This window comes from Mesorhizobium sp. C268A, assembly GCF_040324475.1.
Classification (GTDB): domain Bacteria; phylum Pseudomonadota; class Alphaproteobacteria; order Rhizobiales; family Rhizobiaceae; genus Mesorhizobium.
Window position 1 is genome coordinate 456,712 of sequence record NZ_JAMYVX010000003.1, and the last position, 15,469, is coordinate 472,180.

General features: G+C 64.2%; 14 protein-coding genes. 7 read left to right on the plus strand and 7 right to left on the minus strand.

What is annotated here, in order from left to right:
* Nucleotides 1–34: 34 nt before the first annotated feature.
* A complete protein-coding gene (gene hemP, locus NKL06_RS29115; protein ID WP_023673860.1) occupies nt 35–241 on the minus strand; it encodes a hemin uptake protein HemP in 207 nt (68 codons plus the stop codon).
* On the opposite strand from hemP, the gene NKL06_RS29120 reads away from it, so the two are divergent.
* The 5 genes from NKL06_RS29120 to hmuQ all read left to right on the plus strand — a co-directional run bounded on the left by NKL06_RS29120 (nt 234) and on the right by hmuQ (nt 4,536).
* Nucleotides 234–470, plus strand: a complete 237-nt coding sequence (locus tag NKL06_RS29120; RefSeq protein ID WP_155927137.1) for a hypothetical protein — start codon at nt 234–236, stop codon at nt 468–470. The genes hemP and NKL06_RS29120 overlap by 8 nt on opposite strands.
* A gap of 44 nt (nt 471–514) precedes the next feature.
* Complete coding sequence (locus NKL06_RS29125) at nt 515–2,644, plus strand: TonB-dependent hemoglobin/transferrin/lactoferrin family receptor (RefSeq protein ID WP_023807345.1); 2,130 nt, start codon at nt 515–517, stop codon at nt 2,642–2,644.
* A gap of 5 nt (nt 2,645–2,649) precedes the next feature.
* Complete coding sequence (locus NKL06_RS29130; RefSeq protein ID WP_023673858.1) at nt 2,650–3,084, plus strand: hypothetical protein; 435 nt, start codon at nt 2,650–2,652, stop codon at nt 3,082–3,084.
* A gap of 127 nt (nt 3,085–3,211) precedes the next feature.
* The gene (locus tag NKL06_RS29135) at nt 3,212–4,171 is read left to right on the plus strand and encodes an energy transducer TonB family protein (RefSeq protein ID WP_023673857.1); all 960 of its coding nucleotides are present in this window, start codon (nt 3,212–3,214) and stop codon (nt 4,169–4,171) included.
* A 50-nt stretch (nt 4,172–4,221) separates the two neighbouring features.
* Nucleotides 4,222–4,536 (plus strand): heme-degrading protein HmuQ, encoded by a 315-nt coding sequence (gene hmuQ / locus NKL06_RS29140; RefSeq protein WP_023673856.1) that lies wholly within the window; start codon nt 4,222–4,224, stop codon nt 4,534–4,536.
* A 45-nt stretch (nt 4,537–4,581) separates the two neighbouring features.
* On the opposite strand, the gene NKL06_RS29145 is transcribed toward hmuQ, so the two are convergent.
* Together NKL06_RS29145 and putA are read right to left on the minus strand one after the other, a co-directional pair.
* Nucleotides 4,582–5,646 (minus strand): glycosyltransferase, encoded by a 1,065-nt coding sequence (locus tag NKL06_RS29145; RefSeq protein ID WP_023673855.1) that lies wholly within the window; start codon nt 5,644–5,646, stop codon nt 4,582–4,584.
* A gap of 87 nt (nt 5,647–5,733) precedes the next feature.
* Nucleotides 5,734–9,342 carry a bifunctional proline dehydrogenase/L-glutamate gamma-semialdehyde dehydrogenase PutA gene (gene putA, locus NKL06_RS29150; RefSeq protein WP_023691051.1) on the minus strand — a complete coding sequence of 1,203 codons (3,609 nt, stop codon included), beginning with the start codon at nt 9,340–9,342 and terminating at the stop codon, nt 5,734–5,736.
* Nucleotides 9,343–9,505: 163 nt separating this feature from the next.
* Here putA and NKL06_RS29155 point away from each other — a divergent pair, with 163 nt between their 5' ends.
* A complete protein-coding gene (locus NKL06_RS29155) occupies nt 9,506–9,958 on the plus strand; it encodes an Lrp/AsnC family transcriptional regulator (protein WP_023688158.1) in 453 nt (150 codons plus the stop codon).
* Nucleotide 9,959: 1 nt separating this feature from the next.
* Here the strand turns inward: NKL06_RS29155 and NKL06_RS29160 are convergent, their stop codons facing one another.
* Entirely contained in the window at nt 9,960–11,159 is a 1,200-nt protein-coding gene (locus NKL06_RS29160; protein ID WP_023691050.1) for a cytochrome-c peroxidase, read from the minus strand.
* A gap of 4 nt (nt 11,160–11,163) precedes the next feature.
* Nucleotides 11,164–11,607, minus strand: coding sequence for a FixH family protein (locus NKL06_RS29165; RefSeq protein WP_023691049.1), 444 nt, complete (start codon nt 11,605–11,607; stop codon nt 11,164–11,166).
* Between the two features lie 154 nt (nt 11,608–11,761).
* Here NKL06_RS29165 and NKL06_RS29170 point away from each other — a divergent pair, with 154 nt between their 5' ends.
* Nucleotides 11,762–12,682, plus strand: coding sequence for a sugar kinase (locus NKL06_RS29170; protein ID WP_023691048.1), 921 nt, complete (start codon nt 11,762–11,764; stop codon nt 12,680–12,682).
* Nucleotides 12,683–12,691: 9 nt separating this feature from the next.
* On the opposite strand, the gene NKL06_RS29175 is transcribed toward NKL06_RS29170, so the two are convergent.
* Together NKL06_RS29175 and NKL06_RS29180 are read right to left on the minus strand one after the other, a co-directional pair.
* Nucleotides 12,692–13,711: an aldose epimerase family protein gene (locus NKL06_RS29175; protein WP_023691047.1), complete on the minus strand. Its 1,020-nt coding sequence runs from the start codon at nt 13,709–13,711 to the stop codon at nt 12,692–12,694.
* A 199-nt stretch (nt 13,712–13,910) separates the two neighbouring features.
* Entirely contained in the window at nt 13,911–15,368 is a 1,458-nt protein-coding gene (locus NKL06_RS29180) for an NAD-dependent succinate-semialdehyde dehydrogenase (RefSeq protein ID WP_023670445.1), read from the minus strand.
* Nucleotides 15,369–15,469 lie beyond the last annotated feature (101 nt).

The following is a 15,469-nucleotide window of genomic DNA, read 5'->3' on the forward strand; positions in this document are numbered from 1 at the left end:
CCTGCTTACCTGTCTGCCGTGTTTGGTCGTTTCGTCACTTGTTGAGGATGAGCTTGCCCTGGCGGGTGATCTTCAGCCGATAGAGCGCGCCATGGTGCTCGATGCCGATCTCGTGCTCGCCTTGGAACAGCGTGTTGGAGGACAGCGTCCGCACCGCCAGCGGCACCCGGTCGAAGCGGGTCGGCGTCTCCTCGGAACGGCGGACGCGGTAACGAAAGTCGTTGGGATTGTGGGTGTTCATCTCTTTCGATCCCTTTCCTGTGCCGGGCAACTGGCTAGGCGTTGCAAAAATGCCGATTCATTTCTTGACTCGAATAATCATGTTTATTAGTCAGTGCAATACCGGACCAAATGAGTCAACATTTAAGACGCCGGACAGAATGAAAAATGCCAGCGAGCACCAAGCCAGCCAGCATCGAACCTGGAATTTTGGAGTTGGGGCATGGGCTTGGGAAATTGTGGACGACTGAATCTGGCGAACGCCGATCCGGTGCATCGGCCTATGGCAAAGGCAATGGCAGCCTTGCTTGCGGGGGCAGCGACGATCGCGCTGCTGACATCGCCGGCCAGCGCTCAGCCGGCCGCTGACCAGGCCGACCAGACCAGGAAAACCGAGGACACCAAGCCGGCGCCCGCCGGCGCGACCCTGCTGGACAAGATCCTCGTCATCAGCCGCACCGGCAAGACGGCAATCGAATCGCTGGCCTCAGCCAGCCATGTCGACCAGGAACAGCTCGACCGCCGCATGGCGACGACGCCGAACGAAATGCTGCTCGGTGTGCCTGGTGTCGCCGTGCAGGCCGATGCGCGACGCGTCAGCTCCAGCATCAACATCCGCGGCCTGCAGGATTTCGGTCGCGTCGCCGTCATCATCGACGGTGCCAGGCAGAATTTCCAGCGCTCAGACCACGGCACGCAGTCGACCTTCTATGTCGATCCCGAGCTCATCAAATCCGTTGACGTCATTCGCGGACCGACCGCCAACACCTACGGCTCCGGCGCCATTGGCGGCGTCGTCTTCTTCGACACCAAGGATGCGGTGGATTTCCTCAGACCGGGCGAAACCTGGGCCGGCTCCGTCACCGGGCGCTATGAAAGCAACGGCAAGGGCTGGACCGCCAGTGCCAGCGGCGCCTACAAATTCAACGACGATTTGGATGTGCTGGGCAACATCGTCTACCGCGACTACGGCGACTACAAGAATGGCAGCGGCGACACCGTCGACGGCACCGGCTTCGACCTGCTGAGCGGCCTGCTCAAGACCACAATCCGCCCGAGCGAGAACAGCGAATTGAAGCTCGGCTGGGTCGGCTCGAGCGACGGCTGGACGGAAACCAGCGGCGGCGTGCCGGCCAACGACGTCGACCTGAAGTCGAACACCTTCACCGCCCGCTACAACATCACTGACGACGCCAGGAGCTGGCTCGATCTCCACATCAACGCCTCCTACAACAAGACCAATCTCGACCTCACCACGCTTGTTTCGCAAAACCGCTTCGATCCGGTAACCGGTCTTCCCGTCGTGCTTCCGGCAGGCTCAACGTCGACCTTCGATGTCGGCACGACCGGCATCGACATCTGGAACACGTCGCGCTTCGAGACCGCCGGCATCTCGCATGAGCTGACTTATGGCGGCGACTGGGTCGGCGACGATGTCGAGACCGGCGGCACGTCGGGCGGCGACAGTTTTTATACGCCGTCGGGCAAGCGCAACGTTTCGGGCGCCTATATCCAGGACAGGCTGAGCTGGGACTGGCTCGAAGTCATCACCGGTCTGCGTTACGACAATTACAGCCTGAAGGATTCGGACAACGAAACCTCAGGCGACAGGCTGTCGCCGCGCATCACCGTTGGTGTCACGCCCTTCGAAAGCGCCAGCCTGGCGGGCCTGCAGTTCTATGGCACCTACGCGGAAGGCTACCGCTCGCCGTCGCTGACCGAAACGCTGATCAGCGGCAACCATCCGGCAGGCGTCACCTTCCCGTTCCTGCCCAACCCAAACCTGCGGCCTGAAACCGGCAAGACCACCGAGTTCGGCGTCAACTACAAGCTGGACGACCTTATCGAGGCCGGCGACGCGTTCCGGCTCAAGGCCGCCTACTTCCACAACGATGTCGACGACTACATCGAAGGCGTCACGCTGTCGGCATTCGACCCGACCAGCGGCTGCCCGTTCGGCCCCGGCATTCCGATCTGCTTCCAGTACCAGAACGTCGCCCAGGCCAAGATAAACGGCTTCGAACTGGAAAGCGTCTACGATGCCGCCTGGGGTTATGCCGGGCTCTCCGCCTCGATCAGCAACGGCCACACCATCTCCGATGAAGGTGAGCGCGCCGACCTTGCCACCATCCCGTCCTCGCAGGTCACCGGGCAGCTCGGCTTCCGCTTCCTTCAGGACAAGCTGACCGTCGGCGGCGAGGTGCAGTACAACGGCAAGCCGAAGGGCAACCCCGTAGCCAAGGATTATACTCTGGTCAACGCCTTCGCCAGCTACCAGGCCACCGACAATCTGAAGGTGGACTTCCGCGCCGACAATTTGTTCGACGTCAAATACACCAACCCGCTGAACGGCGGTACCACCGCCGTCATCTATGAACCCGGCATCACGCTGAAGCTGGCCGCAACCATGCGCTTTGGAGGCTGACACCCATGACAAGTTTGACGGCATCGCTTCGCCTCCTGACCTCGACGCTGGCGATGTCGCTTGGCTTGATGCCGGCGTGGGCTCAGTCCGCGTCGGCTCCGCAACTCAGCCTCGAGCTCAATGCCGCGCAGCCCTCCGAAAAGGGTTGCCGGCTGACCTTCGTCGTCAACAATGCGCTCGGCGCCGATCTTTCCAAGGCGGCATTCGAAATCGCGCTGTTCAACGAGGCCGGCATTGTCGACCGCCTGAGCGTGCTCGACTTCAAGGACCTGCCGGCCGGCAAGACCAAGGTGACCCGCTTCGACCTCGCCGGCACCGACTGCACCAAACTCAGCCGCGTGCTGATCAACAGCGCCACCGAATGCGCCGGCGTCGAACCGGGCGCCTGCATGCGCGGCCTGAAGACGCAGACCAAGACCGGTATCGCATTCGGCGTCTGAGGTGGGCCTGCATCCCGCCTTCCTGCACGACAATGCGACACGACCCGTCGCAGCTCCGCCGTCATGGCCGGCAACCGATCTTGATTTGACAATCCCACCCCGCTCGCGGCAGGTCTCGCCGCGAACCATGCAGGACATCACCCCCCTCCCCGACGCCGGCAACGAACCGGCGATTACGATGGACGAGCTCGCACAGCCGGCAGCCGCGGACCGCAAATGGACTGTGGCGATCGTCGCGTCCTGCCTGCTCCATGCCGCTGCCGCAGCGGCGTTCTTCATCGGACCCGCAGGGACATTCGATTCCAGTAACGCGATACAATCCGAAGGCACCGACCAATCGGGCGCCGAGGTGGTCGGCAGCGCCTTGGACAGCCAGGCTCCCGACGCGGTCGATGTTACCCTGGTAACCGATCCGCAGCCGGCCAAGCCCGAGGCCGTTCGACCCGTGCCGCCGACCGAGGCGCCTCAACCGGTAAAGGAGCCGGCGGCGCCCAAGCCTGCGCCGGAAGCCGCCGAACAGGCGACCGCCGCGCCAGATACACTGACGGCCGCCATCCCGAATGATCAAACTGTCGCCCCAAGCGCTGAGACGTCGACTCCACCAGGGGTTCAAACGCAAAGTTCAGAGGCACCGCCCGCCGACGAGCCCGCCGTTGATTTGCCTGCTGCCAAACCACCAGTCCCGAGCCCGCGGCCGACCCCTCCAGCCGGATCTGGAGATACCCGCGGTGCGGCAGATGGCGAAGAACGCGACGCACCGGCGGTTGCCAGCAAGGGTAAAAACCAGGACGCGGCTGGCAATGCGATGGAATCTCGTTACGGCGGTGAAATTCAAAAGAAGCTTGCCCGCGCTAACCGGCGCGTTTCGAAGGAAATTCAAGCCAAGGCTCGCAACAATGCCAGGGTCTATTTCGTCGTCATGGCTGACGGCAGCGTCAGCGACTTGCAGCTTGTCGAAAGTTCAGGGTCTGCCGAACTAGACCAATTCGCTTTGAAACTGGTGCGCCAGCAAGCCCCGTTCCCGCCCATTCCACCCGAGACCGGATTATCAAGTTGGGTGTTCAGGGCGCGGATCGGTCCGTTTTAACCAGCTCGCAGACCTTCGCCAAATCGTCCATCAATTCAAGAGGAAGCCCAATGTACATCGCCATGAACCGCTTCAAGGTCCAGAACGGCTCGGAGACCGCTTTCGAGGATGTCTGGAAGAACCGCGATTCGAGCCTCTCGGAGATGAAAGGCTTCAGGGAATTCCACTTGCTGCGCGGCCCGGTCAACGAGCCCGAGGGTTACACGCTATTTGCCTCGCACACGGTGTGGGCAAGCCATGAGGATTTCGTCGCCTGGACCAAATCCGAGAATTTTCGCGCCGCCCACCGCAACACCGGCACGTCGAAGGTGCACTATCTCGGCCATCCGCAGTTCGAAGGCTTTTCGGTCGTCGAAGGCGCCTGATTGAGATTTCACCCGTCGACGAGATCTGACGACGGGCAGATGCCGTCATGTTCCGGTTGAATTCCGGCCGCCCAGTCGCTGAAGCCACTGGGCAATGTGCAGGCGCAGCCGCCGCCAGGGCTGTCCGCGTGTCAGGTAGCGCGCCAACCGCGGATCACCGGCCAGCTCCGGGAATTGGCGCACATGCTGCGTCAGGAATGCAGCTATGAAATTGCGCCCGTTGAGATCGCTGAGCCAGGCAGAATTCGCCAGCAAATAGTCTGCGGCATCCGCCGCCAACACGCTCCTGTAGCTCCTGTATGCAGGCGTTTGCCGCACATTGCCGCCGGCAAAGGCAGTTCCGGTGGACAGGTTGGAGCCATGCAGGCGATAGAGCCCGAGACCTTCTGACAGGATGAGGCTGCCGCCGGCCTGGTGCGCGAGTGTCGCCGTCAGATAATCCGTCCCGACCTTGGCCTTGAACGGGAAGGACAATACCGGTTCCAGCGCGCCACGCCGGTACATGATCGCCGAGCATTGCGACCACAGCCAGCCCGTCACCGCAGGTGCGAAATAGGTTACCGGATGCTCCGATGCGTAGGCGATCCCGGGCGCCATGCCGGCAAGCCGGCCACCGGGCGCGATGGCGACGCCACTGCGATCCGCTCCGGACCGCGGTTTGCGCAAGGCAAGGAAGGTACCGCCCAGCAAGGTGCCGTCGCCATCGACAAGGAACACATCGGAACTCGACAGTGCGGCCGAATGCGTCGTGTTGAGGTGGGCGGACAGATGCGCGAGGAGAAAATCCGGCAGCCACACGTCATCGGCGTCGAGAAACGCGACGAAGGGCGCGTCGGTTGCGGCAAAGCCGTCGCGGAATCCCGCGGTCTGGCCGCCATTCTCCGTGCGCGCCAACAGGCGCAGGCGCGGGTCGTCTATATCCCTTAGAAGCTGTCGGACATGGTCTGCCGAGCCGTCCGTCGAGGCATCGTCGACGATGACGCATTCCCAATTCCGGTAGGTCTGCGCAAGCACCGAGCGGATCGCCTGTTCGACGTACGGCCGATAATTGAAGCAGGTGATGACCACCGCCACGCGCGGCAGCTCAAACGGTCGGGACGTGTCTTCCATCTGTTCGGCTGCCCCGCTCGAGTTGCTCTCTGTCCCTTGCGCATACCCTTGCAACCCGACGCAGGCAAGCGAGCCGCGAAAAGCCCCCTAGGCCGCCGCGAGCAGGCTGGCATTGCCGCCGGCAGCCGTGGTGTCGACGCAGACAGCGCGTTCATGCGCATAGGCCGCCGGGTTGAGCACCTCGCTGACCAGCGGCACGATCGGCCCGCTGCGGTCGGCAATGACCTTGCGCACGATCCGCGCCGCCTCGGGCCTGCCCGAGAAGGCGACGACATGGACGCGCAGCGAACGCGCTTCGACTGGGTCTGGCCGACCGTCTATGGCCGCCAGCGGCAACCCCTTGCCGGTCAGCGCCGACAGTGCCGCCGGCGCGCCCGGCGCCACGGCCAGCACCGCATTGCCGGCGGCCAGCGCCTGGATCGTCTGGGCAAGCAGCGTGTCGGCGTCCGGACCGAGGCACAGCACCCGGCCACGCGGCGACAGCGACAGCGTGTTGGCCTCGCCGGTCGGTCCGGGCAGGTCGACCTGGCCGAAATCGATGGCGGCTGCAGCGCCGATGGCTGCAGCGCCCTTGCCGCGCAGATGTTTTCTCAAAATGGCGATGCGGTCCGGCCTCGTCGACCAGCCGCCAAGCGTCGGATCGGGCAGATTGTCGGCCAGTTCGGTCGCCGTCACCTTGTGGCCCTCGGCAATCTCCGTGCCCGCCTCCGGCCCTTTGCGGAACCGCCGGAGATAATGCGGCCCGCCGGCCTTCGGCCCGGTGCCCGAAAGCCCCTCGCCCCCAAAGGGCTGCGAACCGACGACGGCGCCGATCTGGTTGCGGTTGACATAGATGTTGCCGGCATGGATGCCGTCGACGAAATGCTGGACGCGGCCTTCGATGCGGGTGTGCAGGCCGAAGGTCAGGCCATAGCCCTTGCGGTTGATGGCGGCGATGACGGCGTCGATCCCGTCGGCGTCGAAGCTGGCGACATGCAGCACCGGACCGAACACTTCGCGCTCCATCTCCTCGATGCCCTTGACCCGGAACACATGCGGCGCAACGAAGCGGCCGTCCTTCGGTGCTTCGAGCTTGGCAATCAACCGGCCCTGCAGCCCCATCTTGGTGCAATACTCGCGGATCGATTCCTGCGCCTCGTCATCGATGACCGGCCCGACATCGGTCGAAATCTGCCAGGGATCGCCGATGGTGAGCGATTCCATGGCGCCCTTCAGCATCTCCAGCATCTTCTTCTCGACATCCTTTTGCACGTAGAGCACGCGAAGCGCCGAACAGCGCTGGCCTGCACTCTGGAAAGCCGATGCCAGTATGTCGCGCACCGCCTGTTCGGGCAGTGCTGTGGAATCGACGATCATGGCATTGAGACCGCCGGTCTCGGCGATCAGCATGGCGTCCGGCGCGGCCGTCTCGGCCAGTTGCTTCTCGATCAGCTTTGCAACCTCGGTCGAGCCGGTGAAGCAGACGCCGGCAATGCGCGGATCCGCAGTCAGCGGTCCGCCGACCGCCGGACCGTCGCCCGGCAGAAGCTGGATGACATCTTCCGGAACGCCGGCCTCGCGCAGCAGCTCGACGGCGCGGAAGGCGATCAGCGGCGTCTGTTCGGCTGGCTTGGCGATGACCGAATTGCCGGTGACGAGCGCTGCCGCGATCTGGCCGGTGAAGATGGCGAGCGGGAAATTCCACGGCGAAATGCACACGATCGCGCCGCGCGCCTCGCTGCCCGCTTCGTTGTTGGCCGCTTCGGCAGCGTAGTAACGCAGGAAGTCGACGGCTTCGCGCAGTTCAGCCACGCCGTCGGCCAGCGACTTGCCGGCTTCCCTTGTAGCCAGCGCGAAAAACTCGACCGCATTGGCCTCATAGAGGTCGGCGGCGCGGTTGAGGATGGCGGCGCGCTCGGCAACGGGACGCTTCGCCCAGGCCGGCTGCGCTTCCACAGCAAAGCGCACCGCGGTCGCGACCTGCTTGGCAGCGGCTTCGGCGACCGTGCCGACGATCTCGGCAGGCTTTGCCGGATTGACCACCGGGCGCTGCTTGCCGTAGCCGGCGGCGCGCGTGATCGGCTTGGCATGCCAGCGCTCGGGCCCGGCAAAGGCCGCCTTGGCCTTGTCGATCGCCGCCAGCGTCACCGGATCGGTGATGTCGAACCCCTTCGAGTTGCGCCGACCAGCGCCGAAGATCGTCGCAGGACGAGCGATTGCCGGATTGGCGGCGGGGCCCTGGCTCTCGACCGTCTCGAGCGGATCGCGCGCAATATCCTCCGGCTCGACGTCCTCGTCGGTGAGCTGATGGACGAAGGAGGAGTTGGCGCCATTCTCCAGCAGGCGGCGAACCAGATAGGCCAAGAGGTCGGAGTGCGCGCCGACCGGCGCATAGATGCGGCAGCGCGTGCCTTCGGCCCGGCGCACCGTCTCATGCAGCGCTTCGCCCATGCCGTGCAGGCGCTGGAATTCGAAAGCGTCACGGTTGTCAGCCATCGACAGGACGGCAGCGACTGTATGGGCGTTGTGCGTGGCGAATTGCGGATAGATGCGGTCGGTCATCGACAGCAACTTCCTGGCGCAAGCCATGTAGGAAACATCGGTGTTGGCCTTGCGGGTGAAGACGGGGTAGCCGGAAAGCCCGAGCGTCTGTGCCCGCTTGATCTCGGTGTCCCAATAGGCGCCCTTGACCAGCCGCACCATGATGTTGCGGTCGTACTTTTTCGCCAGCGCATAGAGCCAGTCGATGGTGAAGGCCGCGCGCGGGCCGTAGGCCTGGACGACGACGCCAAAGCCATTCCAGCCGGCAAGCTCCGGCTCGGACAACACACGCTCGATGACGTCGAGCGACAGGTCGAGCCGGTCGGCCTCCTCGGCGTCGATGTTGAGGCCCATGCGCGAATGGCGTGCGGCCAGCGCCAGCGACAGCAGCCGCTCCGCCATCACCGGCAGCATCTTTTCCTTCTGTGCCTCTTCGTAGCGCGGATGCAGCGCCGACAGTTTGACCGAGATGCCGTGGTTCTGGCGGATATCGGGACCATTGGAGCCTGAATCGAGCGTGGAGATCGCATCGGCATAGGCCTTATGGTAGCGCAGCGCGTCGGCCTCGGTGCGGGCCGCCTCGCCCAGCATGTCGAAGGAATAGAGATAACCTTTCTGGATCATCGACTTGCCGCGCTTGACGGCTTCCGCAATGGTGCGGCCGAGCACGAACTGCTCGCCCATTTCGCGCATGGCGGCGGCGACCGCCTTGCGGATCACCGGTTCGCCCAGTCGGCGAACCATCGAGCGCAGCGTGCCTTCAATGCCGCCCTCGCCTTCGTCGAGCACACGGCCGGTCAGCATCAGCGCCCAGGTCGAGGCGTTGACGAAGATCGAGCTCGAACCGCCCGAATGCGCCGACCAGTCATGCGGTGCGATCTTGTCGGCGATCAGGTCGTCCATGGTCTCGGTGTCGGGCACGCGCAGCAGTGCCTCGGCCAGGCACATCAGCGCCACGCCTTCCTTGGTGGAGAGGCCGTAGGCCGAGAGAAAAACCTCCATCAGCCGCGGGTCGGACGAGCCGCGCACCGCGCGCACCAGATCCGCGGCACGGGCCGAGACGGCTTTGCGGTCATCGGCCGAAAGTTCTGTCGCGGCAGCCAGGCGCTTCACAGCCGCGTCTTCGTCGGGCAGGTAGTTGGCGCGGATCTGCTGGCGGATGGTGTCGAGCGGCATGGCGGTCCTGCGGAGCAAGCATCTGGGAGCGGGCCGGCGGTCGCCGGACCGAATGGCGCAAGCTAGCACAGAGCCGCATTTTCGGCCGGTCCAAAGAAATCGACATGCCAGGCCGAGCGGTCTATCATGCGGCTAAATTGTTATCAGATGGACTGTGATATCCGTGACAGGAGACCAATTGGACCGCATCGACAGAAACATCCTGTCGGCGCTGGCGCGCGACGGGCGGCTGTCCATGTCGGAACTGGCCGGCAAGGTCGGCCTGTCGAAGACGCCGGTGCAGGCGCGGGTGAAGCGCCTGGAGAAGGACGGCTATATCAGGGGCTATCAGGCGATCATCGATCGCGAGCGCATGGGCGAAGGTCATGTCGCCTTCGTCCAGGTCAAACTGTCGGACACACGCTCGGCCGCGCTCGATGCTTTCAATCGCGCGGTGCAGGCCGTGCCGGAGATCGAGCAGTGCCACATGATGGCGTCGAGCTTCGATTATCTTCTGAAGGTCCGCACCACGGACATCGCCGCCTATCGCCGTGTCCTCGGCGAGCGCATCTCGGCATTGCCGCATGTTGCGCAGACTTCAACCTTCGTGGCCATGGAGACGGTGAAGGATCGCTGACTCACTCCGACAGCGTCTTCAAAAACGCCACCAGCGCCGCGCGTTCGCGGTCCGACAGTTGCAGCGGGTGGACCTCGGAGGTGCCCTCGACGCTCGCCTCCGCCTTCGCATAGTGCGCCACCACCTCCTCCAGCGTGGAGAACTGTCCGGCATGCATATAGGGCGGCCGTGTCGCCGCGCCCCGCAGCGACGGCGTCTTGTAGGCGCGCATCAGTTCGGGTGCTGCCTTGACGATGAAGCGCGGCTCGCCGCAGGCGCCGGCGTCGCCATCGCGGAAGGCGCCGAAGCAGTTGAATGGGTCGGCCTGAACCTGGGCCACCGCATCGAAACGGCCGCGATCCAATGGCAAATCCCTGACCGGCGGCACGCCGGTGTTGTGGAAAGCGTTGTCGGTGAAGCGCGGGCCGTTATGGCAGGTGACGCAATTGGCCTTGCCGATGAACAGTTTCAGCCCGAGCATCTCCTCCGGCGAAAAGGCATCGTCGGCTTTCGGCTTGGCGCCTGACGCAAGATCGATGGCAAAGCGGTCAAAGCGCGTCTGTGCCGGTTCGACCGACCGTTCGAAGGCGGCGATCGCCTTGCCGATGTTGGAAAAGACGCGGTTGACGTCGTCCATTTCCGCCGCGGTCATTGCCTTCCATGCCGCCTGCTCGGCCTCGTTGCCGAGCGGGCTGGCGTTGGCCGGCACGGCGGAAAGATCCGGCAGTGGCCCGAAGATGCGCTCGTAGCGCGCACCAAAGCGCTTCTGGATGTAATGGGCGAAGGCGGCGCGGTTCCCCGCCTGCTCAAGCGGGTTTTCCAGCGGCGTCAGCGCCTGCGCCCACAGGCTGTCGCGCCGTCCATCCCAGAAGAACCACGGATTGCGGGCAATGCCGGCCAGCGGCATCGAGCGCCTGTTGGTTCGGCCAACGCCGACGGATTGCGGCAGGTCATCCTGGAATTGCCGGTCGATCTTGTGGCAGGTCGAGCAGGATACGTTCCCGTCACGGCTCATCCCCTGGTCGAAGAACAGAGTGGAGCCCAGGGCGGCGGCGGCCGGCACGTCGGCGAAGCGGTTGGTGGTGTCGGGTTTGAGCGCCGGCAAGGTGTTCAGCGCCAGCGAAGCGATGGTCTTCTTCTCGGCATCGGAAAAATCCGGTTTGCCGCAGCCGGCAACGAGCACGACCGCCGCCAATGCCAGAAGGCGCAACAGGCCGTTCATCCGCTCACAGCACCACGTTGAAGACGACCGTGTCGGAACCGGCCGCCGCCGAAATGGCGAAGCGCAACTGCCACACGCCGCTCATGGTGAATTTCAGCCCCTCGATCCGGTAGCGCCCCTCGCCAAGATAGTCGGTCGCCTGCGGACTGGTCGGCAAGCCGTGATTGTGCTGCGGCATGCCGCCGGACACCGAGATCGCCGCACCTTCCACGGAATCGCCCTTGACCGTCTTCAGGGTCAGCAACCAGGATTGCAGTTCGCCTTGCCGGATAACGCCGCGTTCCGGCTGAATGCTGGCGACAAACAAGCCGTTCGCCGTCTTCTTCGAGCGCGAAATATCCGGGCTCGGCGCCGACTGCGGCGCGGTCAGATAGACGATCGCCAATATGCCAGCCAGCAAGGCGGCCAGACCAACGCCCGCAAGAAGATAACGCCATATCGATGCCAAACCGGTTCCTCTTCTGGGCATAACGTCTCGGGAAGCAATTCGCGTCCCGCCGCTTCTGTGGGAAAACGCTTCTGGCGCAAAAAACCGCCGCCGCCAAGCATGGCGCTGCCGGCCGCAAAAAGCTACAGCAGCGAACTGATCCGGAGACAGATACATGGCAGCAGACGGCGTCGCTTCGATCGGTGAATGCATGCTCGAACTGTCGGGCCAGGCCGGGCCGAACTGGCGCATGGGCTTTGCCGGCGACACGTTCAACACGCTGTGGGCGCTGCATGCGCTGAGCGGCGAGCGGCCGGCGACCTATGTCTCCGCCTTTGGCGACGATCCCTTCTCGCAGGGCCAGATTTCGTTCTTCGCCGAAAACGGCATCGGCATCGGCGCCAGCCCGGTCATCCCAGGCGCGCGGCCCGGCCTCTACGCCATCACCTTGACCGGTGCCGAACGCGCCTTCACCTATTGGCGCAGCGACGCGGCGGCCAGGCGGCTTGCCTCGGACCCGGCCGCCTTGGCAAAAAGCCTTGAAAGCCAGGCGCTTGTGTATTTTTCCGGAATCACTTTAGCAATTCTGGATGCCGCCGCGCGCAAGACGTTGCTGGCAGAAGTGGCCAAGGCGCGGGCTGCCGGTTCGCTCGTCGCCTTCGACCCCAACTACCGGCCGCGCCTGTGGCAGAGCCGCGAGGAGGCGCAAGCCGCGATACTCGACGCGCTTGCCGTCGCCGACATCGCGCTGCCGACCTTTCCCGACGAGCAGATGCTGTTTGGCGACTCGGCACCGCAAGCGACCGCCGAACGGTTCGGAAAACTCGTCGGCGAAGTCGTCGTCAAGAATGGCGAGAAGCCCGCGCTGATCGCCACTGGCGGAGCCCTGCAGCCGGTTCCGGCCCAGCATGTCGCCACCCCGGTCGACACCACCGGCGCCGGCGATTCCTTCAATGGCGGCTATCTCGCCGCCCGGCTTGCCGGCCATGCCCCGGCGGATGCCGTGCAGCGCGCGCATCGCGTCGCCGCCGCTGTCGTGCAGGTGCGAGGCGCGCTGGCGCCGTTCGAGGTTCTAAGAACCGCTTTCGAGGGCTAGTCTAAGACCTTAGGGAAGCCTGAAACGATATTCCGTCACCTGATGATAGATCTGGCCCGGCCACAGCGTGGCCTGCGGGAAATAGGGCCGGTTCGGCGCGTCGGGCCAGGTCTGCGCTTCCAGGCAAAAGCCGGAAAACGCCTTGTAGCGCCGTCCGTCCAGGCCGCCCGAGGTCGGCGCGACATACTGGCCGGTGTAAAGCTGCAGGCCCGGCTCGGTGGTCCAGACTTCCATCTCGACGCCGGAATTGGCGCCTTGCGCCCACGCCACCTGGTGAAGCGGGCCCCGGGCTGACGCCAGGCAGAAATTGACGTCGTAGGGAAGCTGCTCGCCTTCCGTTTCCATCCGCAGCGGCCGCGCCTGGCGGAAGTCGAAGGGCGTGCCGTCGACAGGTTTGACGACGCCGGTCGGGATCATCTCGCCATCGACCGGCGTATAGGCGCCGGCATTCAGCATCAGCCGGTGGTCGAGAATGTCACCGGTGCCGCCATCGTCGAGATTGAAATAGGAATGCTGCGCCAGATTGCATAGCGTCGGCTCCTCGCAGGTGGCGGTCAGCTCCATCGAGAGCGTGCCGGGAATCTTCAGCCGGTAGGTGCAGGTGACGTCGAGCGCGCCGGGAAAGCCCATCGTGCCCTCGGGATCGTGCAGGGTCAGGGTGACGAAATCCCGGCCATGCAGCGAAACCGTCCACGGCCGGTGGAAGAAGCCCTCCGAACCGCCATGCAGCGTGTGCTTGCCGAGGAAATTGCGCTCGGTCTGGTAGCGCTGGCCGGCAATGGTGAAGCGGCCGTCGCGGATGCGGTTGGCGTAACGGCCGACGACCGCGCCGAAGAAGGCCCGGTCGGTCTCGTAAGGCTCGAAGCGGTCGTAGCCCAGCACCAGCGGCGCATCGTGGCCGGCGAGGCGCAGATCCTGGATGATTGCGCCGAGCCCGATGATGTTGGCGCTGATGCCGCCGCCCCGGATGGTGAAACGGCGAACGGGTTCGCCTGCCTGCGTCGTGCCGAAGACTTCGCCGTCCTTCATCGCTACGTCCAAATGCTAATTCGTCGATCTATCGACTTAGAGCAATTCCAGGAAAAGTGTGAAACGGTTTTCCGTCCGGAATTGCAAAAAACAAAGAACTGGAGCGGTTCGGCGTTTCCGTGAAACGCTGAACCGCTCCAGTCCGGCTGAATGTCGTCTGGCAAGGGCAGGCGCGCGGCCTGCCCTGCCCGTCAATGATTTAGAGGCCGAGACCGCCGATGCAGACATATTTGGTGTCGAGATAGTCCTCGATGCCCTGATGTCCGCCTTCCTTGCCGAGGCCCGATTCCTTGACGCCGCCGAACGGCGCTTCCGGCGTGGTGATCAGGCCTTCATTGACGCCGACCATGCCGTATTTCAGGCCTTCCATAACCCGGAAGGCGCGGCCGAGATCGCCGGTGTAGAAATAGGCGGCCAGGCCGAACTCGGTGTCGTTGGCAAGCGCAATGGCTTCCTCCTCGGTCTCGAACTTGAACACCGGGGCGATCGGGCCAAAAATCTCTTCCTTCATGAAGCGCATGTCAGGCTTCGCATCGGCGATGACGGTCGGCTGGAAGAATGAGCCGCCAAGCGCGTGGCGCTTGCCGCCGGCAACGACCTTGCCGCCCTTCGACGTGGCGTCGGCGATGAATTCCTCTACCTTCTCGACCGCCTTCACGTCGATCAGCGGTCCCTGCTGCACGCCCTCTTCCAGGCCCGAGCCAACTTTCAGCGCATTGCTGGCAGCGGCCAGCTTCTCGACAAACTTGTCGTAGATGCCGGCCTGCACCAGGAAGCGGTTGGTGCACACGCAGGTCTGGCCTGAATTGCGGTATTTGGCGGTGATGGCGCCGGCGACGGCGCGATCGAGGTCGGCATCGTCGAAGACCAGGAACGGCGCATTGCCGCCGAGTTCCATCGAGACCTTCTTGACGGTGACGGACGACTTCTGAATCAGCAGCTTGCCGATCTCGGTCGAGCCGGTGAAGGTGATCTTCGACACCAGCGGATTGGCGCAGATCTCGTCGCCGATTTCGCCAGCAGCACCCGTCAGGATGTTGATGACGCCCTTGGGGAAGCCGACTTCCTCGGCGAGCGCGCCCCATGCAAGGCCGGAATACGGCGTCTGCGAGGCCGGCTTGACCACGGCGGTGCAGCCGGCGGCAAGCGCGGGGCCAAGCTTGCGGGCAAGCATTGAGGAGGGGAAATTCCACGGCGTGATGGCGGCAATGACGCCGACCGGCTCCTTGGTCACCAGGATGCGGCGATCGCCCCATGGCGATGGCACGACATCGCCATAGGTGCGGCGGCCTTCCTCGGCAAACCACATGATATAGGCGGCGGCCGAACCGATCTCGCCCTTGGATTCGGCGAGCGACTTGCCCTGCTCGATGGTGAGCAGTTCGGCCAGCACATCCTGATTGTCCATCATCGCGTCATGCAGCTTGCGCAACAGCTTCGAGCGCTCAAGCGCGGTCGTCTTGCGCCAGGTCTTGAAGGCTTCGCTTGCGGCTTCGATGGCGCGGCGGGTTTCCGCCTTGCCCGACTTCGGCACGGTGCCGATCTTGAGACCGGTGGCCGGGTTGTTGACGTCGACCGTTTGGCCGCTGTCGGCCTGCACCCATTCGCCATTGATGAGATTGGCCTGGCGCATGAAATGGCTGGTTTTCTGCAGCATGGTCTAGCCTCCGTTCGGCGCACTGACGGGCCGGTCTGTGGATGTCTTCGATGAGCGCGCGCAATGGCCTGGATGCCCGACACGCTGAGCCACTGCTCTTT